Annotated in this window: 19 protein-coding genes; 11 read left to right on the top strand and 8 right to left on the bottom strand. The window is 37.3% G+C overall.

Annotation, left to right across the window (positions count from 1 at the left end; all coding sequences use genetic code 11):
* The first annotated feature begins 491 nt into the window (after positions 1 to 491).
* From JUJ52_RS12720 to JUJ52_RS12710, 3 genes are all read left to right on the top strand, one after another.
* Positions 492 to 1,655 carry an IS110 family RNA-guided transposase gene (locus JUJ52_RS12720; RefSeq protein WP_228088992.1) on the top strand — a complete coding sequence of 388 codons (1,164 nt, stop codon included), beginning with the start codon at positions 492 to 494 and terminating at the stop codon, positions 1,653 to 1,655.
* Positions 1,656 to 1,920: 265 nt separating this feature from the next.
* Positions 1,921 to 2,064 carry a hypothetical protein gene (locus tag JUJ52_RS12715; RefSeq protein WP_161629266.1) on the top strand — a complete coding sequence of 48 codons (144 nt, stop codon included), beginning with the start codon at positions 1,921 to 1,923 and terminating at the stop codon, positions 2,062 to 2,064.
* Positions 2,065 to 2,163: 99 nt separating this feature from the next.
* Positions 2,164 to 2,691: a competence protein ComK gene (locus JUJ52_RS12710; RefSeq protein WP_121604867.1), complete on the top strand. Its 528-nt coding sequence runs from the start codon at positions 2,164 to 2,166 to the stop codon at positions 2,689 to 2,691.
* Here the strand turns inward: JUJ52_RS12710 and JUJ52_RS12705 are convergent.
* Positions 2,630 to 3,013 (bottom strand): YhjD family protein, encoded by a 384-nt coding sequence (locus JUJ52_RS12705; protein WP_121604868.1) that lies wholly within the window; start codon positions 3,011 to 3,013, stop codon positions 2,630 to 2,632. The genes JUJ52_RS12710 and JUJ52_RS12705 overlap by 62 nt on opposite strands.
* 209 nt (positions 3,014 to 3,222) lie before the next feature.
* Here JUJ52_RS12705 and JUJ52_RS12700 point away from each other — a divergent pair, with 209 nt between their 5' ends.
* The 4 genes from JUJ52_RS12700 to addA all read left to right on the top strand — a co-directional run bounded on the left by JUJ52_RS12700 (position 3,223) and on the right by addA (position 11,782).
* Positions 3,223 to 3,879: a TVP38/TMEM64 family protein gene (locus JUJ52_RS12700; protein WP_121604869.1), complete on the top strand. Its 657-nt coding sequence runs from the start codon at positions 3,223 to 3,225 to the stop codon at positions 3,877 to 3,879.
* Between the two features lie 56 nt (positions 3,880 to 3,935).
* Positions 3,936 to 4,487 (top strand): signal peptidase I, encoded by a 552-nt coding sequence (gene lepB, locus JUJ52_RS12695; protein WP_121604870.1) that lies wholly within the window; start codon positions 3,936 to 3,938, stop codon positions 4,485 to 4,487.
* A 78-nt stretch (positions 4,488 to 4,565) separates the two neighbouring features.
* Entirely contained in the window at positions 4,566 to 8,063 is a 3,498-nt protein-coding gene (addB, locus tag JUJ52_RS12690) for a helicase-exonuclease AddAB subunit AddB (protein WP_205388406.1), read from the top strand.
* On the top strand, positions 8,057 to 11,782 hold the full coding sequence (gene addA / locus JUJ52_RS12685; RefSeq protein WP_121604872.1) for a helicase-exonuclease AddAB subunit AddA: 3,726 nt from the start codon (positions 8,057 to 8,059) through the stop codon (positions 11,780 to 11,782). Before addB ends, addA begins: the two co-directional genes overlap by 7 nt.
* Before the next feature lie 182 nt (positions 11,783 to 11,964).
* On the opposite strand, the gene JUJ52_RS12680 is transcribed toward addA, so the two are convergent.
* The 6 genes from JUJ52_RS12680 to JUJ52_RS12655 all read right to left on the bottom strand — a co-directional run bounded on the left by JUJ52_RS12680 (position 11,965) and on the right by JUJ52_RS12655 (position 13,890).
* A complete protein-coding gene (locus JUJ52_RS12680; protein WP_026680614.1) occupies positions 11,965 to 12,183 on the bottom strand; it encodes a spore germination protein in 219 nt (72 codons plus the stop codon).
* Positions 12,184 to 12,249: 66 nt separating this feature from the next.
* Complete coding sequence (locus JUJ52_RS12675) at positions 12,250 to 12,618, bottom strand: spore germination protein GerPE (protein ID WP_026680615.1); 369 nt, start codon at positions 12,616 to 12,618, stop codon at positions 12,250 to 12,252.
* 14 nt (positions 12,619 to 12,632) lie between these two features.
* Positions 12,633 to 12,806: a hypothetical protein gene (locus JUJ52_RS12670; RefSeq protein WP_026680616.1), complete on the bottom strand. Its 174-nt coding sequence runs from the start codon at positions 12,804 to 12,806 to the stop codon at positions 12,633 to 12,635.
* Entirely contained in the window at positions 12,803 to 13,390 is a 588-nt protein-coding gene (gerPC, locus tag JUJ52_RS12665; protein WP_026680617.1) for a spore germination protein GerPC, read from the bottom strand. The genes JUJ52_RS12670 and gerPC overlap by 4 nt, the downstream gene beginning before the upstream one ends.
* Before the next feature lie 75 nt (positions 13,391 to 13,465).
* Positions 13,466 to 13,666: a spore germination protein GerPB gene (locus JUJ52_RS12660; RefSeq protein WP_026680618.1), complete on the bottom strand. Its 201-nt coding sequence runs from the start codon at positions 13,664 to 13,666 to the stop codon at positions 13,466 to 13,468.
* Positions 13,667 to 13,668: 2 nt separating this feature from the next.
* Positions 13,669 to 13,890, bottom strand: coding sequence for a spore germination protein (locus JUJ52_RS12655; RefSeq protein WP_026680619.1), 222 nt, complete (start codon positions 13,888 to 13,890; stop codon positions 13,669 to 13,671).
* Between the two features lie 118 nt (positions 13,891 to 14,008).
* Between JUJ52_RS12655 and JUJ52_RS12650 the strand changes: the two genes are divergently transcribed.
* Together JUJ52_RS12650 and JUJ52_RS12645 are read left to right on the top strand one after the other, a co-directional pair.
* Positions 14,009 to 15,190, top strand: coding sequence for a DUF418 domain-containing protein (locus tag JUJ52_RS12650; protein WP_026680620.1), 1,182 nt, complete (start codon positions 14,009 to 14,011; stop codon positions 15,188 to 15,190).
* 14 nt (positions 15,191 to 15,204) lie between these two features.
* Positions 15,205 to 15,765, top strand: a complete 561-nt coding sequence (locus JUJ52_RS12645) for a GNAT family N-acetyltransferase (protein WP_026680621.1) — start codon at positions 15,205 to 15,207, stop codon at positions 15,763 to 15,765.
* 258 nt (positions 15,766 to 16,023) lie between these two features.
* On the opposite strand, the gene JUJ52_RS12640 is transcribed toward JUJ52_RS12645, so the two are convergent.
* Entirely contained in the window at positions 16,024 to 17,220 is a 1,197-nt protein-coding gene (locus JUJ52_RS12640) for an ornithine--oxo-acid transaminase (protein ID WP_026680622.1), read from the bottom strand.
* A 161-nt stretch (positions 17,221 to 17,381) separates the two neighbouring features.
* Here JUJ52_RS12640 and JUJ52_RS12635 point away from each other — a divergent pair, with 161 nt between their 5' ends.
* Positions 17,382 to 17,741, top strand: a complete 360-nt coding sequence (locus JUJ52_RS12635) for a YisL family protein (protein ID WP_026680623.1) — start codon at positions 17,382 to 17,384, stop codon at positions 17,739 to 17,741.
* A gap of 426 nt (positions 17,742 to 18,167) precedes the next feature.
* Positions 18,168 to 19,655: an alpha-amylase family glycosyl hydrolase gene (locus JUJ52_RS12630; protein WP_121604873.1), complete on the top strand. Its 1,488-nt coding sequence runs from the start codon at positions 18,168 to 18,170 to the stop codon at positions 19,653 to 19,655.
* The last annotated feature ends 328 nt before the right edge of the window (positions 19,656 to 19,983 follow it).

Below are 19,983 nucleotides of genomic sequence, written 5' to 3'. Positions count from 1 at the left end.
CTTATCGTTCGTTTTTTGATCAGAATCATTCATTTAGCACCTGAAATAAGCGAGACTCCGGCGGTAACAGCACGCGTCCGAAGATCCACGTATTAACGTGTTTTTCTTTACCAAAGTTAGCTGAGGCCGTGCCCGCGGAAAACGAATATAGTTTCACGGTGCGGCGATGATACTCCTATTGATAATATGATTATTCGTATTTTGAGTAAAGAAGTTGTGTTTTGTCCCAGCCTTGTATATTAAGTACTAGGGGTTAGCTACTCCTAGTGCTTTTTTTGTATAGTCATTTTATACTTAAAGCAACGCTGTGGATTAGTAACCCAGCCTACAGTACTTTTTAAGTAACTGGTTTTTAGAGAATCTAACCACAGCTCTTTGTTTATCTGTTAATCAGTTAGATAACGCCAGACGTTTGATTTCGTACAAGGATACAGGACAGGGAGTGCGTGGCTTGAAAGCACAGCGTAATAAAATGGAGAGAAGGAATTCTAATGATTTATGTGGGAATTGATGTGGCCAAGCACAAACATCAAGTAGCAATTATTGATGATGAAGGGGAAATTTATGAAGACGACTTCATAATAGTAAATGATCGATTAGGTTTTCAAAAGCTCGATACCATCATTTGTCGTATTCAATATCAAACAGGTCAAAAATGTAAGCTAGCAATGGAGGATACAGGTCATTATAACGCTCCTATCTTAAAATTTTTAAGGGAAAATAATTATCAAGTGTATCGTTATAATCCCATTCTAGTTAAAGAATTTTCCAAAGTTCATACATTGAGAAAGACAAAGACAGATAAAACAGATGCTTTAGTCATCGCAAAAATGGTAATGGGGGATTTCGAAAAAAGAGAACAAATTCAAAATAAGATTACCGAAGAACTTAAAGAATTGACGAGATTTAGAAGCAGACTAGGAAAGCATCAAAGCCTTCTTAAAACACAGTATACTCGAATTTTAGAAAAAAGCTTTCCTGAATTAGCTACGTATGGTCAAGTTCGCTATTCGAGTTACATGATACAAATACTTAAAAAGTATCCAAGTCCCAAAAGAATTGCGATGGCTCATGAAAAAACACTTTCTAAACTGCTAGGAGTGAATAATAGTCGCATTCAACCTGATTTTCTTAAACAATTAGCGAAAGATAGTGTTGGGTGCTATTCTTCCATTACGGAATTTGAATTAACTCAAATCATACAACAGATAGATTTGTATGAGAAGCAAATAAAAGAAGTCGATAAAAAAATTCAAGAAATGATGGATACACTCGATTCACCAATTGTAACCATTCCCGGAATTTCTTATCGACTCGGTAGTATAATCATAGCAGAAATAGGTGATGTCCTCAACTTTGATAATCCAGGTCAGCTATTAGCCTTCGCTGGAATGGAACCATCCATATATCAGTCTGGTAACTATAAAGGAACCGGAAAAATGGTTAAACGAGGATCACCACAACTTCGATGGGCAATGTATCATGCTTCAAGATTGGTTTCTATCTACTCACCAACATTCAAGAAATATTATGAGAAGAAGCTAGCAGAAGGTAAACACTTTAATGTCGTGTTAAGTCATGTAGCAAAGAAATTAATAAGAGTCATATTCCATTTAATACAGACAGGTGAATCTTATAAAGAAGTTGGTGCTTAATGTAATACAAAAAGAGAGGAGAAGGTTATCATCAGCATCAACGATTAAACTATAAAGGAGATAGCTTGATGATTAATTAAAAAAACTCCTAAATCATCAAGCTTATTTGTCGTGCCCTAATTTATAAGAAAGAAATATTCATTTTTTGTCGCTAAAAATATTGACTTTATATAGTTAGCCTCTTTTTTGTTGTGGGATAAGACTGAACAAATAATGTATGGTTGTGTATAAATTGAGAGAGAATAGAGATAAGAGGTGATAAGGGATGAACTTATACGAAGATGAAGAGAAGGAGCTTGCTACTTTTACATGGTTAAATCCTGAGTTTGATGTATCTCAGAAACAGGAGCAAACCACTCCATCGCATTATGAATTAAAACATGAGGGTGATGCAGAAAACAATCGTTGAATTTTGTGAAGATATTGTTTTTATCTTCCATTTTCTCTATAATTTTGATAAATTAATATATAAGCCACTTTCTTTTCTTCGGAAAGGATGAGCATTTTAATGTTGAATTTGTATACATCTACACCAGAAATCACCCCACTGACTGTTGCTCTTGTTGCCCAACGTGATTCCAAAGATAACCCCATTACTATGGTATTAGAAGAAGAAGCTGAATATCCAGTCAGCTTTTCTCCTAGCAAAATTGTCGATCATGCTTGTAAGTTTTTTGGTGCAAGTTTAAAAGGTCGACAAGAGGGTACCAAAGATATCTGTGGAATTACACATAAAGCACCAATCACAATTGATCCAATTAGTGGCATGTATTTCTTCCCGACTACATCCCCTTCAAGCTCCAAATGTTCATGGATTGCACACTCCCATATTGATCAAGTTCTTAAAGCAGCTAATTATGGTACAGAAATCCTGTTTAAGAATGGCAAGCGTGTATTTCTTGATATCTCCTATGGTTCTGCGCTAAATCAGGTTCAACGAACTGCGCAGTTTCGCTATCTTTTAGATAATCGTATTAGGTTTTTGCAGAAGCATATTGATCGGACTGCCCCTTTTCCATTAATTCCTCAAGAATAGTTAGGACTTTTTTTCGAATAGCAGGGTTAAAATAATTCCGTTTTTCCTCACGACCTCGGCAGAGGAATAAATACGAAGAAAATGAATCATTTTTTTCTAATGTAACGACCTTTATTTGTTTATGAAGCATAGTACTTCGTAACACTCTGCGTTCATTGACTGCTTCTGCCTCCATTCTTTTCAAAAGTCCCATATAATGCTCTGTGATTTTAAACGCTCCTTTTTGGAAATGTTGCATGTCTTGTTGTATAACGACCATGGCCATCGATAGGAACAGAAAGCGAGAAGCAATCGTTAATTCTTCTTCGTTTAGATAGCGCATGACAATCTCCCTCCTTGACAAGAACGTTTGTTCTTGTTCATAGTATATGCAAAAATTAATAAACTAATCAATGGTAACTATTAGAAATGAAAAGAAAGTGGCAAATTAAGGATATGACTATGCATAATTAGATGTTTACATTAAAATAAAAATAGATAGACTTAAAAATAGGATAAAGTGACATTTACATATTGAGGAGATTTTACTACATGTATTTATTAGACATCCAACTTTCGGATTGGAAAACAATGATTGAAAATGACAATTTCGATGAATATATTATGCACTTGCTTCATAATTACGAGAATTTAGGGCCACTACCAGGGATATTGTTGCCATTCATTGAAGCGTTTCTCCCTTTTCTTCCATTGGTTGTATTTGTATTTGCCAATGCAGCGGCATATGGGTTGCTTGAAGGCTTTTTATTATCATGGGCAGGGTCAGCACTGGGCGCTGTCTTAGTATTTTTAGTCATTCGCAAGCTTGGTAATAAACGAATTTTTAAAACGATTCGAGGGAATAAACAAGTAAAGAAAGTGACAACCTGGTTGGAGCGACATGGATTTGGACCACTTTTCTTATTAATGTGTTTTCCTTTTTCACCATCCTCTGTCATCAATGTTGTTTCAGGCTTGTCGAAAATTAGTAAGCAACAGTTTATTCTTGCTGTAATTATGGGGAAATCGGTGATGATCTTTTCCATTGCTTATGTAGGCTCAAGTATTATGGAATTTGCTAAAAATCCGGTGAAGACTATAATTGTTGGAGGTTGCATCGTCCTTTTTTGGATTATTGGTAAGTATATCGAGAAGCGTTTGCAGAAAAAGGCGCTTGAAAATGATGAAATAGGCTCTGAAAAGGGTTAAGACACTGTCCTCCAGGGTATGATGTAAAGAGAACATACTCTGGAGGAAGGTTTGGCATGAAAAAAATAAAATATCGAAAAGTGATTCCACTTGTATTGCTTGGGATCATAGTTGCGATGGTATTCCGTTCTGTGATTTTTGCTAGTTATGTTGTAGACGGAGAATCCATGCAGCCAACATTAAACGATGGTAACTTATTAATGGTTAATAAAGTCGTCTACGATCTAACGGATGTGGATCGTTTTGATGTCATCGTGTTTCACGCTAATAAACAGGAGGACTATGTAAAACGTGTAATAGGTGTTCCTGGGGATGAAATAAAATATAAGGACGATAACTTATATATAAATGGAAAATATGTAGAAGAACGATTTTTAAGTGAGTTCGTTCAGGCAAGTAATGGAAAACCATACACCGAAAACTTTACCTTAGAAGAAATTACGGGTAAAACAGAGGTTCCAGAAGGAAAACTATTTGTAATGGGCGATAATCGTGATAATAGTCTGGACAGCAGATCGTTTGGGTTTATTTCACAAACACAGCTTGTAGGGAAAGTAGATGTGAAATATTGGCCGCTTTCTCAAGCGAGTTTAAGCCTTGGCAAATAGTTATGTAGTAGCTCTCATCTTTGGTAAAATAAAAGGATGAGAGCTTTTTAAATTGGAGAAGGAAATGGGGGAAACATTATGGGACTCCGTTTTATTACTGGACGAGCAGGAACGGGGAAAAGCGGCCGTTCATTGGATGAGATGAAAGCCAAATTAATTCAGGAACCACAAGGCCCACCTATATTCTATATCGTTCCAGATCAAATGACATTTCAACAGGAGTATACACTGTTTAATGATAAAGATATTCGCGGGAGTATTCGTGCTCAAGTAGCAAGCTTTTCAAGGCTGGCTTGGAGGGTGCTGCAGGAAACAGGAGGCGGGACGAAGCAGTTTATTAGTACGGTTGGTATTCAAATGATGCTACGCAAAATTATAGAAGAAAAACAAGATGAGTGGCATGTTTTCCAAAAAGCAATGGAAAAACAAGGTTTTTTACATCAATTAGAAACAATGATAACGGAGTTTAAGCGATATACCATTACACCAGAGCTATTGCATGCGCAAATTGAACAAATTGGTCAATACGTACATAAGGAGCCTGGGGAAGAGGCGTTAGCGAATAAGCTTGAGGATTTAGTATATATCTATGAAAAATTACTATTTGCTTTGCAAGATAAATATATAGATGGCGAGGATCAACTGCAATTACTTGCTGATAAGATTAAAGAGTCGCAATTATTACATGAAGCAGAGATATATGTTGATGGGTTTCATCGGTTTACACCAAAAGAAATGATGGTAGTAGAAGCACTTATGAAAAAATGCAAACGTGTAACTGTCGCGTTAACTGTGGAGCAGCCAGAGGGGGACGCTGTGTCTGAATTGGATTTATTTTACCAGACAACGGAAACCTACCAAGCACTTAAGCAAACTGCGGAAATGAATGACGTAATGATAGAAGAGACCGTTGAACTTGACCCTGAATATGGAAGATTTCGAGATCGGCCTTACTTTGCACATTTGGAAAAAAATTTTGATGTCCGACCTGTCCCTCACTATGATGAGCAAGTTCCACTGCAAATTGCAGAAGCAGTCCATCCCCGAGCAGAAGTAGAAGGAGCAGCTCAAGAGATTGTTCGACTTGTTAGGGAAGAGGGCTATCGTTATCGTGATATTGCGCTGTTTATTCGGCAAACCGATACGTACCATGATTTAATTGCAACGCTCTTTAATGATTATGACATTCCAGTTTTTATTGATGAAAAAAGAACCATGCAGAATCATGCGCTAATTGAATTGATTCGTTCTTTATTAGATATGGTAGAAGGAAATTGGCGATATGATGCTGTTTTTCGCGTACTCAAAACTGGTTTTATTCCAAGTTTAAATAAGGAATATCCGCTAAACCCTGACGCAATAGATGAATTAGAAAATTATGTACTAGAGTATGGAATTAGATCAAGAGAGCGCTGGCTAGGAGAAGAAGAGTGGGTGTTTCAAAGATTTCGAGGATTTGACCAAATGGCGCAAACAGATATGGAAAGAGATACACAAGCAAGAATAAATCATTATCGTAACCAAGTGGCGCAGGCATTAGGAAACTTCGATACGCAAATGAGAGACGCTTCAACCGTTCAGGAAAAATGTGAAACCATTTATTTATTACTAGAGGAATTACAAGTTCCCGTTCGATTAGAGGAAATACGTACGGATTATGATAATGTTGGAGAGCTTGAAAAAGGAAGGGAACAAGAGCAGGTATGGGATGCTGTCATTCAATTGTTTGATGAAATCGTTGAGATGGCTGGAGAAGAGGAAATGTCACTAACTACGTTTCGAAAAACATTAGAAGCTGGTTTCGAGACGTTAACGTTTGCTCATGTTCCGCCAAGTATGGACCATGTCATAGTTGGTTCTATCGATCGTTCTCGAATCAGTGGAATAAAATGTGGTTTCCTTCTCGGTGTAAATGAAGGCGTTTGGCCAATGAAACCACCAACTGATGGATTGATAAATGAACAGGAAAGAGAAATGCTGGCTGGTCATGGATTAAAGCTAGCAGAAAGTAGCAAGCGCCAATTACTTGATGATTGGTTCTATATGTATATAGCATTTACGGTAGCTAGAGACAGATTGTGGATTAGTTATCCTTTAAGTGATGATGAAGGAAAGGCAAAGATGCCTTCACAGCTGATTAAGCGTATGGAGGATCTATTTCCAAGCTCCAGTGACCACTTGGTTTTGCAGGATCCTGATGAATTATTAGATGCAGGTCGATTTATAACGACACCAACGAAGACAAGAGCTGCTTTAACAGCTCAGTTAGCTAGATATCAAAAAGGCTACCCTGTTAGGAGCATATGGTGGTATGTACTGAATTGGTATATGGAGCATCACAAGAAGTATCATACGACGTATCGAATTTTACAAAGTTTATTCTATCAAAATAAACCTACCGACTTGTCTAGTGAAACCATCGAACAGCTTTATCCAAAACAGGTAAAGGCGAGTGTTTCTCGATTAGAGACATATTATCGATGTTCATACCAGCACTTTGCAAAATACAGTTTAGGACTTGAAGAGCGTAGAACATACAAGTTAGATGCACCAGACATTGGGCAATTATTCCATGAAGCGTTAAAAACCATTACAGAATGGGTTCAAAGCGAAGGTAGAGATTTTTCACACTTGAACCAGTCTGATGCAGCTAATTATGCGTCTAAGGCTGTAAGCCATTTAGCGCCAGTACTACAGCATCAGATTCTACACAGTTCTAACCGTTATAAATACATTCAACAAAAGCTGGAAGAAGTTATCGCACGAGCGGCTTTTGTATTAAGTGAGCAGGCAAGACAAAGTAATTTCTCTCCAGTTGGGTTAGAATTAGGTTTTGGTAAAAATCAGAAGCTGCCACCATTAACGATTACGTTGGAGAATGGTTTTGAGTTAATGCTACGAGGTAGAATTGATCGTGTCGACAGAGCAATAAAGGATGATGAACTATTTTTACGAATTATAGATTATAAGTCTAGTGCCAAAGGACTTAACCTAATGGAAGTTTATTATGGTTTAGCTCTACAAATGCTTACGTATTTAGATGTGGTGTTAACGCACTCTGAAAAGTGGCTAGGGGTTCAAGCGACACCAGCAGGAGTATTATACTTCCATGTCCATAATCCAATGATTACAGGAAAAGGGAGACTTGATGATGCCTCCATCGCGGAAGAATTGTTTAAGAAATATAAAATGCAAGGATTACTATTATCAGACGAAGAAATTGTGAAATGGATGGATACTGCATTAGATTCTGGAGCTAGCCAAATTGTTCCTGCAGGTGTAAAGAAAAAGGGTGGCTTTTATAGTTATTCCAAAATAGCAGATCAACAAACATTCGCTAGTTTACAAAATCATATGCATCGACTTATGGCTAAAGCTGGTATTGATATGACTACAGGGGGAGTTGATTTAAACCCTTATCAGCATAAGCAGCAAGTTGCATGTACATATTGCCCATTCCATGCTGTATGTCAGTTTGATTCAACCATAGCAACGAATGATTACAGAAAGCTAACCGACTTAAAGGATGAAGATATCCTTAACCGTATTCAGAGGGAGGAGGGCGATTCATGGTAAGCTGGACAAAAGAACAAGAGGAAGCAATATATACCAGTGGGAGCGATGTACTCGTTGCAGCGGCAGCAGGTTCAGGGAAGACCGCTGTACTCGTTGAACGAATAATACAGAAGCTCCTTAATAAAGAGAACCCAGTAGATATCGATTCTCTACTCGTAGTAACCTTTACAAATGCTGCAGCCCAAGAAATGCGTAAGCGAGTTGGCGCAGCTCTTGAAAAGGCTTTGGCTGAAGACCCATCTTCCCAACATCTAAAGAAACAATTATCCCTACTACAACGGGCATCGATATCCACACTGCATTCCTTTTGTCTTGAAGTTGTACGTCAATATGCATATTTATTAGATATTGATCCTTCATTTCGCATTGCTAATGAAATGGAAGTAGATTTAATGAAACAAGAGGTAATGGATGATTTGTTTGAGGATTGGTATGGTGCAGATGGCGCTGACCAGGCATTATTTTTTCAAGTCGTAGATCGTTTTTCGAGTGACCGTAGTGATGCTGAAGTAGAAGACTTAATCCTTTCTCTCTATTCGTTTGCTGTACAGAATCCTTGGCCTGATCACTGGCTAGATCAATTAGCAAATGCGTATGATGTATCAGAAAATGATGAGCAAATAGATCTTTATTGGTTAAATATACTTAAGCGTGAGGTGGAAGGGAAGTTTGAAGCTATTCAGCAAGAAATGCTACTTGCTATGAATATAACAAAAGAAAATGACGGACCGTACCAGTATGCGAATACGATAGAAGAAGATATAGCTATGTTGCAGGAAGTTAAACGAGTTCAAGGTGATTGGAATCAACTTTATAATTTCATGAAAGACTACACATTTTCAAAACTATCGAGTCAACGTGTTGAAGTAAATGAGGAGAAAAAAAAGCATGTTCAAAAGCTAAGAAATAGCTATAAAAAACGTTGGAATGATATGAAGCAGGACTGGTTTAGTAGAGATTTAGCTAGTCATTTAGAAGATATGCGTGAAATGGCGCCAGTAATTAAACAATTGACGGAGTTAGTGAAGGAATTTAAACAACGCTTTACAAAAGAGAAGCGGGAGCGAGCAATGGTAGATTTCACGGACCTCGAACATTATTGCTTACAGTTATTAAATGAAGATGATTCAACCGAGTCACCAACACCATCAAAAGTGGCAGTTGGATTTCAACGACGATTTTCTGAATTACTCATCGATGAATATCAGGATACTAACCTAGTACAAGAGACCATTCTACATTTATTAAGTGATCAAATTGGTAAGGGAAATCGATTTATGGTAGGAGATGTAAAGCAAAGTATTTACCGTTTTCGACATGCGGAGCCGTCTTTGTTTATTGGTAAGTATAAACGATTTGCTGCTAATACTAATTCGGGAAAACGCATTGATTTAGCCAGAAACTTTAGAAGTAGAGAGCAAGTTTTAACTGGAACGAATTATATCTTTCGACAAATTATCGATGAAGCTCTTGGTGAAATAAACTATGATGAAAATGCGGAGCTAATTTATGGCAATAAAATGTATGATGAATATCCTTATAGTCAGCCAAATCCAGAGTTGGTAATTATAGATCGCCATATTGATGAACAAGAAGAAAGTATGGAGGAAGTGGACTTCCGAGATTTGGAAAAGGCAGAGCTTGAAGCTAGAGTATATGCTAAAAAAATTAAAAATTGGATTGGTCAAGCAGATCAAGCACCTTTGCAAGTGGTTGATAAGGAAACAAACGCCCAAAGGGATATGCAATATCGGGATGTTGTCATTCTGCTTCGGTCGATGACATGGGCTCCGGCTATTACAGATGAGTTGAAAAAACAAGGTATTCCTGTATATGCAGAATTATCAACAGGTTATTTTGAAGCAATTGAAATAAAGGTAATGATTAGCCTTTTAAAAGTGATTGATAATCCGAGACAGGACATCCCATTAGCGTCAGTATTACGTTCACCAATAGTTGGTTTAAATGAAGAAGAATTGGCAGCAATTCGATTAGCAGGAAAGAATCTTTCGTTTTATGATGCATTAAAAAACTATGTTAAGCAGCATACAAATGAAACTGCAAAAAGGCTTCAACGTTTTGTTGACAATCGGGAAAGATACCGTTTAGCATCTAGGCAAGGTTCTTTATCTGAGTTGATTTGGCAGATTTTTCGAGAAACAGGGTATTACGACTTTGTTGGAGGTATGCCAGGAGGCAGACAACGACAGGCGAATCTCCGAGCTCTCTATGATCGAGCGCGAACGTATGAAAAAACGTCATTTCGTGGATTATTTCGATTCCTACGCTTTATCGAGCGAATGGAAGAACGAGGGGATGACCTTGGAGCAGCAAGGGCTCTGAGTGAACAAGAGGACGTTGTACGTATTATGACGATTCATAAAAGTAAGGGACTTGAATTCCCTGTAGTGCTTTTAGGGGGGATGGATAAACAATTTAATTTGATGGATTTAAATCAGAAATACTTATTGCATAAGGATTATGGTTTTGCCAGTAAATACATCGACCCAGTTAAGCGAATTAGCTATCCAACACTGTATTATCAAGCGTTAAAGCGTGAAAAATTGAGGGAGCAGCTCGCAGAGGAAATGCGTGTACTTTATGTTGCATTAACTCGCGCAAAAGAAAAACTTGTCATGATAGGGAGTGTACCATCTTTAGAGAAAAAAATAGAGAAATGGGAGAAAATAAGGGAGCATCATGAATGGGTACTTCCTTCGTACTTCCGCATCGAATCAAAAACCTATCTGGATTGGGTTGGTCCAGCGCTCTTACGTCATCGTGACTGCGAAATGTTACGATTAGGCGATACCTCAAAAATGTCGAATGAAACGATAGAGCATGATCCGTCACATTGGGATGTGACCATTATTCATGGAAGTGAGCTGGTCAATAATACGGAACCTAATAAGGACAATGATGTGCAATTATATGAGCACATTTCTAAATGGAAGCCGTTGGATTTAACAGATAATGAACTCAAATATATCGTTGATCAACGTTTGCAATTTACGTATCCCTATCGAGAGGCTGCGACCTCAAGGGCAAAACAAACAGTAACTGAAATTAAAAGGCAACAGGAAATAAAGGATGAATATAGTTCTGATCAGCTTGTAGCTACATTTCAAAAGCCGATTGTTAAACGACCAGTATTTATGCAAAAGGAAAAATCAATGATTTCAGCTGAAAAAGGAACTGCAATGCACACAGTCATGCAGCATTTACCTATTAAACGAGTATTAAATGGTTTGCAAATAGAGGAAGAAATTGAAAAAATGATAGAAAAAGAGATTATAGGAAGACAAGAAGCAGGCCAGATTGACATCCATGCAATTGAGCAATTTTATCATACACCGATTGCTGCATTTATCATGGGTGTACCTAAATTCTATCGCGAGGTACCATTTAGTCTTGCATTGCCAGCAAGTGAAGTTTATACAACATGGCACGCACCAGAAGAAAATGTGCTAATACAAGGGGTAATCGATTGTCTTATTCCAAAAGAAGATGGTTGGATAATGATCGATTATAAAACGGATGCCATTAATGCTGAATGGACAGAGCAAGTCAAGGAAAAAATGCTACACCGTTATTTTACGCAAATGAAGCTTTATCGATATGCTGTTGAAACGATTTGGAAACAGCCTGTAAAGGAAACATATTTGTATTTCTTTGCGAAAAATCAACTTGTTGAAGTGCCACAGGAATTAAAAAGCTAGGCTAATAGTAGAGTAAAGCAAAATTCTGTTTTGTTATGTACAAGGGGGTGCGACATACTAAAACGGCTCTTTTTAAAGACGAAACCATCCTTTACACTCCCGCCGAAATATAGTGTGGGAGCAAAGGCTCAATAATAAGCTTGTAGAACCACTAAGGATTCCACAAGCTTATTTCATAATGTTTATGCGTTTGCCGTAATGTTTTGATCGTTTAAATCAGGGTCAAACGGATTGGTTGTACTGACGCCGTTATTCGTACAGATGAAGTCACCTGTATTAAGTGAGCCAGAACCAGCGTTAGTTTTTGCAGTATCCTTTGGAGATAAATAAAAGGAATCACCAAAGTTAACCACACCTCCGCCAACACTAATTATTTTTACTGGTCCAACAATAGCGGGCATGCTAACACCTTCTATCATAGTATTCTTAAAACAGTCTATGAGATGGAACAAGGATTGGTGTCTTATTTAATCTTGGAGCTTTCGGAAATGCTTTAATCGTGCATCTGCAGCTATATTTTCCACGCTCCCGATTTGCATTAAGGAGGAACTACTAACTCCAATTAAAGAAACATGGTGGACATTAATAGAACAGTCGTGATGAAAAGTAGATTTATTTACGGTTTTCCCATCTTTCAGCCAGTTTGCTTTTCTGGTGAAAATCGGATAATCCTCAAAGTATTCCTCATCTGCTTTTGTGAAGTAATCTCCCTCTTTTTGTACCGCAATCCCTTTGGAATTTAAATTGGCATTGAATGTGTCTCCAATTGAAACAACGCCACTAAAGGAAACAGAATTGGTAAACATATCGGATACATGAGCGATTCGTTTTTGCACGAGTTATTCTCTCCTTATGGGGCTAATGGTACAATATTTCCAAAAGTAAAGGCCTCTGGTGGTGTATCAAAAAAAGATGAAAGACATATCTCATCGTTGTCCCCAATCAAAAAAACGGATGAGGCAGATACGTTATCTACATTAACATTTTCAACATTTAGTCCCCAGTTATGGACTTCCATGTTCATGATGATTCTCCTTTATTCTTTTTGGTATGCATAAAATGAGCTAGCGATTTTTGAATTTCACTTTTAATGTTATCTGATATATAAGCATGCAATTCCTCTCTTGATTTAAGGTTACCATTTTGTGTTGCCTCATTTTCATGAAAGGCAATCCGTCCAGGCAACTGTTTTTCTATATCTTGTATAAGAACGGAGGGATATCCATCGTTTAAATTTACACTGTGCTCTCTTGCGAGCTGACGAATAATAGAGGGACCGGTTTCATGGAGATAATTTCCTAATTCTGATTGTAAGGTTTGTTTAAGTGGTGGCTGATAATTTGGTATGTCAGGCTGGTTTGGGAAACCCGTATCTTCAAGGTTTGCTAAGTCCTGTGGGGATAAACCGATATGAAGCGTACCGTCTAAATGCTCAATCTTCAGTTGGTCGAAGTGATATTCCACCTTTTCAATCTTATTAGATTTAGCAGCTTGCAAACTATCCTCCAATTGGTTTACTCTCGACATTAATGTTTGGATTAGATTCTCCTGCTGCTTCATATGTTCATGTAAATCATAAATATATTTTGACCAATCATTATTGTTCATGAAAATAAACCCCCCTTGCACAGTGTAGACGAATGCCTATGCTTAGTTTATGCATTACCTACAAAAATGTGCGAATTAAGGGGCTAAAGGTACAAGAGGAGTAGTCTCACTAATTGCTTCTGCCTCCTCAACAGCTTCTGTAAATCCGCCTGTATTGTATATATCGGATTGGGCTTGTAGACTGCCAGTGCTTCCAATTTGCAATACAGAAGAATTGGTAATAGCACCGACTTTTATCATATAAATACTAATGGATTGATGGACAGTGATATTCATCTTTATTCCTCCGAGATTATAGGTTGATCAAAATTGTCGGGATCAAAAACATAGGTTTTAGAATTCCCCAAGTTTACACGAATACCTCTTCCAGTATTGAAAGACCCTCCACCAGCATAGGTTTTGGCAGTACTGTCTGGGGATATGGAATACACATCGCCAATATTAAAAATACTGGAGGAAGATATATTAATTACTTTGACTGCTCCGACTTTTGCTGGCATTTGGACTCCTCCTTTACTGTTAGCTTATGAAAATCTTCTATTTTGTTGAGGATCTTTAGCAGGATTGTTTTGTTTTTTATCGAATAATATGAGGTACGAAGCAGAAAGGGAGTATATGATGGATATAAAGGCAACACCGACTCGTGAAAAAGATCGGTTGGTTTGGATTGATGCAGCTAGAGGCTTCGCTATTTTTGGTATATTTATTGTGAATATTGGCGCCTTCAGTGCACCTTATTTTTTGTATGGAGGAGAAGGGGTAGCGTGGCCATCTAGTTTGGATCATACGGTTCAAGGTATTATCGACATATTTTTTCAAGCAAGCTTCTATTCATTATTTTCAATTTTGTTTGGCTTTGGCATTCAGTTAATGAAGGAAGGGCTATTTGTAAAAGGAATTGCCTTTTATCCGATTCTAATTCGCAGGCTCATGGTTTTAATTGGATTTGGAATAATTCATGCGTTTTTAATATGGCATGGTGATATTTTATTGTCGTATGGAATAATTGGGTTGTTTTTACTTTTATTCTTGGATGTGAAAGATCGGACGCTACTTGGCTGGGGAGTTACTCTGTTAGTTGGAAGTGTTAGTATGTTAACACTATTTTTGTATAATGCGAGGCATTTTCTTAATGAATATGACGATGTAATGATAAATCAAGCGCTTGAAAATTATCAAAGTACCACTATTCAAGCCATTTGGTATCAAAACTTTCAAGATTGGATGTATGGTAATGGAGGAATTGTTTTTTTCATAATGATTGCAACCATTTTACCTTTATTTCTATTTGGAATGTACATTGCACGGAAACGCTGGCTACATAAACCGAAGCAATATCATTCTATTATTAAAAGGCTTTGGTTTAGTTCCTTGATTCTCTTCATTCTCTTAAAGCTAGCTCCCTATTTGTTTGGGAATCCGACATGGTTTTCGATGATTCAAGATAATATAGGTGGCTCATTTTCAGCACTATTTTATTTAACATCGATTACACTGTTAGCTCAAACCAAGGTGGGCGCTGCAATACTCCAACCATTAGTTTATGTAGGCAGAATGGCATTAACCAATTATATTACACAATCTGTCATATGTTTTGTCTTATTTTATGGGGTTGGATTTGGTCTATATGGAGCTATATCACCATTAATTGGAGTACTTATGGTTATTGTCATTTATTTCTTACAGATCATATATAGTAAATGGTGGTTTATTCATTTTCGGTTTGGTCCATTAGAATGGATATGGCGTAGCTTGACCTATAATCAGAAACAGTATCTTCGTAGGAAAAATCAAGGGTGAATGGGGGAGAAGTGATGCGAGTTCCAAAAGATAACTTTCCAACACTTGAAACAGAGCGAATGCGATTACGAAGGGTTACCATCGATGATGCTGCGGATATGTTTGCTTATTGCTCCGATAAAGAAGTAGCTAAATATGTGAATTGGGATGCCCATCAATCGATGGCCGATACCCATATATTTCTTAATCTAATATTAAATCAGTACAAAGGAAATAATTATGTCTTCTGGGGAATTCAAGATAAACAAACACATCATTTAATAGGAACGATTAATTTTGTATCATGGAAGAAAAAACATCGTACGGCAGAAATAGCGTATATCATTTCTAGAGACTATTGGGGAAGAGGAATGATGACAGAAGCTGCAATGAGAGTGATAGCATATGGATTTACAGAGATGAATTTAGTACGTATCCAAGCAAGATGTTTTCGAGAAAATCTTGCGTCTGAAAGAGTAATGGAAAAGGTAGGAATGACCTTTGAAGGAATAATGAGAATGGCCATGCAAGTAAACGGAATACATTATGATTTAAAATTATATTCCATTTTAAATCATGAATTTGATGCAGGTTAATGATAAACTACAGAAAGTTAGGGCAGTCAGCAAACTTTCTACGTTTTCCATTTTCATGACTCAAGAAGACATCTCCATAACTATCATGGATTTGACTGAAACTACTTTCTATCTGTACGAATTGTGAGAAACGTAATTTATTTCATCTGTGGCTGTGAATTACTGCTGCAGTCTGCAATAAAGCTATTAAAAAGGCTGTTCACAAGTCTAGCTTGACTTATGGGACAGCCTTTCTGTATACATTATAAAAATTCGTACTTAACCGTTAAACACTTCACGGATATGACTAATAGCCCAATCGAGATCTGTTTTATCAATAATAAGTGGAGGAGCAAAGCGTATTACATTGTCATGAGTTTCTTTACATAGTAATCCCTTTTCTTTTAACGCTTCACAATACGGGCGAGCGGCCTCTGTTAACTCCATACCAATAAATAGACCTTTACCACGTACTTCTTTTATTTTGGGATTATCAATTGTATTGAGTTCAGCCATCATATAGCTCCCAAGCTCTAACGAGCGTTCTGCCAAATTTTCTTCCTCTAGTACTTCTAAAGATGCTGTGGAAACTGCACAAGCTAGTGGATTTCCACCAAAGGTTGAACCGTGTGATCCAGGGTTAAATACACCCAAGATATCTTTATTAGCGACGACACAGGAGATTGGAAATACGCCTCCTCCTAAGGCTTTTCCGAGAATTAGAACATCTGGAGTTACATCTTCCCAATCACAAGCGAACATTTTTCCACTACGTGCAAGTCCGGCTTGTATTTCATCAGCGATATACAAAACCTTATTTTCCTTACATATAGCATAAGCTTCCTTTAAGAATCCTTCTGGAGGCATTACAATTCCAGCTTCACCTTGAATCGGTTCAAATAAAAAGCCCGCTGTGTTCTCTGTAATAGCATTTTTTAATGCATCAATGTCACCATAAGGAATGATTTTAATTCCTGGCAGCATTGGTCCAAATCCACGTTTGTATTCAGCTTCTGAAGAAAGGGATACAGCAGTCATTGTTCTTCCATGAAAATTTCCTTCACAAGCAATGATTTCTGCTTTATCTTCTGCAACACCTTTTACATCATAAGCCCATCTTCTAGCTGCTTTGATCGCTGTTTCAACAGCTTCAGCCCCTGTATTCATTGGCAGGGCCATTTCTTTATTAGTTAGTTTACATATTTTTTCGTACCAAGGTCCAAGCTGATCATTGTGGAAAGCTCTTGAGGTTAATGTTACAGCATCAGCTTGTTTTTTTAAGGCTTCAATAATTTTGGGGTGACGATGTCCTTGGTTTACTGCTGAATAAGCACTCAGCATGTCCATATAGCGGTTTCCTTCTGGATCTTCTACCCAAACTCCTTCAGCCTTTGCAATAACAACAGGTAGAGGATGATAGTTTTTCGCACCATATTCCTGTGTCTGATCAATTATTTCCTGACTCGTTTGTACCATATGATCCCTCCGAATTTTAAAAATAATCTACAAAAATAGTATAACAGTTTTTCTTGCTGAATAGATACAGAAAATTTGTCATGATTTTTTTATATGATTTATTAAAGTGATCATGGTATGATAGCGATAGTCATTGAATTTGGACAGGAGGTTGTTTAGAGATGACACATATGCATATTACTGCATGGGCGCTTGGTTTTATTTTATTTGCTCTAGCTTACATGATGTTAAAACAAGGTAAGGAAAAGCCTGCAAAAATTACACAAATGATTTTGCGATTAGACTATTTGTTTATACTTTATACCGGTGGAGATTTAATTGCGTATTATTTTAATGGCAGTCCATTACTACCTGAAGCAATCATTAAGGGACTTGCTGGAGTTTGGATTATTGCTGTGATGGAAATGATGCTTGTGAAGTTAAGAAAGCAGAAGCCACTTAAAGGTTTGTGGATCCAATTTGTGATTGCCGTTATTATTGTACTTGCATTGGGATTCTTTAGACTCCCTATGTCTGTATAAGTATAGAAAGATTGTCCTTATGTTTGGGGCAATCTTTTTTTATAGCCTAGGAAATTACAAAATTTGAGCCTATGGATAAATATACGTATTAAGTCACGTCCAGCTCCAACGCCCAGAAACGATGCGTCTTCACGAATCGCCCTAATCTAAGTCATCATCGGCTCGCAAGCTCACCGTGATTCCTTTATCTCCGTTGACTCGCTTCAGTCGTTACGTTTCTAATCGGGCTCTTGCGCTTTTGTTCTGTTTTGACAACGTGTTGGTTATCATAGCTCGACAACAGGTTATTATGCTATCATTATAGCTGACTATGGAGGCAAGGGTTAAAAATTTGAATGATTTCTTACAATGTAAGGATTAATATTGACTATTCCGATAAAAGCTCAATAATAGAACAAGAGTACTTTTACTAGATGGAGGAATTATATGAAACGTATCCTAAGTATTTTTTTTGCTATCCTTGCTATTCTTGTAGCGATGCCAAATGATATACAAGCAGAAAGTGCAAATATAAACGAAGAGATTTTATACAGTATCACCGTGGATCGCTATAATAATCTGGACCATGAACGAGATAAACAAGTCCGTTTAGATGATCCAATGGCATATCATGGAGGAGACCTAAAGGGGATTATAGACAAACTCGATTTCTTTGAAGAATTAGGCTATACAACACTGGTGCTATCACCCATTATGGCGAATGCACCGGACGGATATCATGGTTACTGGATTGAGGATTTTTATTCTGTTGAGGAACAATTTGGTACGATGGATGATCTACATACACTAATTAAAGAGGCACATAAACGAAACATAAAAGTAGTTATGGAGCTTGTTACCAATTATATTGCAGATAGTCATCCCATTGCACAGGATACAGCAAAGAAGGATTGGGTAATCGAGAATAAAAAGCCACAAACCAATTGGTCTAAAAATACAGTAAAACTTAATCAGAACAACCCAGAAGTGCAAGCTTACTTATTGAATGTGGCTAATTATTGGATGGATGAAACCGATATTGATGGTTATAAGCTACATGCGGCTGATCAAGCATCTTCAGAATTCCTGAATACACTTTCTAAGAATATTAAAGCAAAGGACGATGATTTCTATATCCTAGCAGATATTCTCGACCCTGAAACAGATATAACACATTTAAAAGAAAATAAATTATTGGATGCTATCGAAAATTACTCGTTATATAATAGAATGACAGAGGTATTCGCCGAAGCAGGAAAGCCGGTTTCTGACATATATGGAGCTTGGCAACAAACTGATCAAGCGTCTATGATATTTGTAGATAATAAATCAACGGAGCGGTTCACGCAGACTTTAGCAGAGAACGGAAGAAACGCTCTTACGACATGGTCACTAGCATTAACTTATATGTATACGATTCCTGGTGTACCAGTATTGTATCAAGGATCCGAATTGCCAATGTATGGGTCAGGCTTAGCTGAAGCACAGCAAATGGTGAAATTTAATAGCGGTGATCCAGACTTGACTGAATTTCATAACCGTATCTCATCGTTACGTAATAAATTTCCTGTTCTAACGCATGGCGATTTCGAAATGGTTGGCTCTGATGGAGCAATGAGTGTATTTAAACGGAGCTATCAAGATGAGACGATGTATATTGCAATAAATAATGATGAACACTCTAGGGCGGTTTCAATAAGTGATTTAGAGTCAGGAAAACAGCTACGTGGATATCTTGGTGATAATACTGTTCGGGAAAATGATAAGGGAGAATACAAAATTGGTTTAGCCAGAGAGACAGCAGAAGTGTTCGCTGTAGAAAATGATACAGGCTATAATTGGTTATTTATTGGGTTTATTATTGGCGTATTTTTATTATTTATTATCGCTGTAATTATCCTCAGTCGTAAACAAAAACAAAGGAAAAGTAAATAACTAGTGAGATTTGTTTTGTGGTTATTCGTAAAAGCTTGTAGGGTGATTTTTCTCTACAAGCTTTTTAATTATCTAGGAAATTATAAAATATGCCCACATGGATAAATATGGAGTGTTGAGTCATGTTCAGCCCCAGCGCCCAGAAACGAGGCGACTTCACGAATCACCCAATAAGTTATCAACGACTCGCAAGCACACATAGATTCCTTTATATCGATTGACTTGCTCCAGTCGCTACATTTCTAATCGGGCGCTTGCGCTTTTGTTCTAAGTTAAGAAAGTATAATATCAGCGCAATGACTGCGTTAAGCCAAGTAGTTATTTTGAA

The sequence above is a fragment of the Virgibacillus sp. AGTR genome (assembly GCF_016919725.2).
Taxonomy (GTDB): Bacteria; Bacillota; Bacilli; order Bacillales; family Amphibacillaceae; genus Virgibacillus; species Virgibacillus salarius.
Note: the sequence above shows the minus strand (reverse complement) of the source record. Positions and strands in the feature narration are given on the sequence as shown.

Coding starts and splice junctions, on each gene's coding strand:
- JUJ52_RS12705 (WP_121604868.1), bottom strand. CDS start 3,013: ATGCGCTATCTAAACGAAGAAGAATTAACGATTGCTTCTCGCTTTCTG.
- gerPC (WP_026680617.1), bottom strand. CDS start 13,390: ATGAACAATAATGATTGGTCAAAATATATTTATGATTTACATGAACAT.
- JUJ52_RS12645 (WP_026680621.1), top strand. CDS start 15,205: ATGCGAGTTCCAAAAGATAACTTTCCAACACTTGAAACAGAGCGAATG.
- JUJ52_RS12715 (WP_161629266.1), top strand. CDS start 1,921: ATGAACTTATACGAAGATGAAGAGAAGGAGCTTGCTACTTTTACATGG.
- JUJ52_RS12710 (WP_121604867.1), top strand. CDS start 2,164: ATGTTGAATTTGTATACATCTACACCAGAAATCACCCCACTGACTGTT.
- addA (WP_121604872.1), top strand. CDS start 8,057: ATGGTAAGCTGGACAAAAGAACAAGAGGAAGCAATATATACCAGTGGG.
- lepB (WP_121604870.1), top strand. CDS start 3,936: ATGAAAAAAATAAAATATCGAAAAGTGATTCCACTTGTATTGCTTGGG.
- JUJ52_RS12670 (WP_026680616.1), bottom strand. CDS start 12,806: ATGAACATGGAAGTCCATAACTGGGGACTAAATGTTGAAAATGTTAAT.
- JUJ52_RS12655 (WP_026680619.1), bottom strand. CDS start 13,890: ATGCCAGCAAAAGTCGGAGCAGTCAAAGTAATTAATATATCTTCCTCC.
- JUJ52_RS12660 (WP_026680618.1), bottom strand. CDS start 13,666: ATGAATATCACTGTCCATCAATCCATTAGTATTTATATGATAAAAGTC.
- JUJ52_RS12680 (WP_026680614.1), bottom strand. CDS start 12,183: ATGCCCGCTATTGTTGGACCAGTAAAAATAATTAGTGTTGGCGGAGGT.
- JUJ52_RS12640 (WP_026680622.1), bottom strand. CDS start 17,220: ATGGTACAAACGAGTCAGGAAATAATTGATCAGACACAGGAATATGGT.
- JUJ52_RS12650 (WP_026680620.1), top strand. CDS start 14,009: ATGGATATAAAGGCAACACCGACTCGTGAAAAAGATCGGTTGGTTTGG.
- JUJ52_RS12635 (WP_026680623.1), top strand. CDS start 17,382: ATGACACATATGCATATTACTGCATGGGCGCTTGGTTTTATTTTATTT.
- JUJ52_RS12700 (WP_121604869.1), top strand. CDS start 3,223: ATGTATTTATTAGACATCCAACTTTCGGATTGGAAAACAATGATTGAA.
- addB (WP_205388406.1), top strand. CDS start 4,566: ATGGGACTCCGTTTTATTACTGGACGAGCAGGAACGGGGAAAAGCGGC.
- JUJ52_RS12720 (WP_228088992.1), top strand. CDS start 492: ATGATTTATGTGGGAATTGATGTGGCCAAGCACAAACATCAAGTAGCA.
- JUJ52_RS12630 (WP_121604873.1), top strand. CDS start 18,168: ATGAAACGTATCCTAAGTATTTTTTTTGCTATCCTTGCTATTCTTGTA.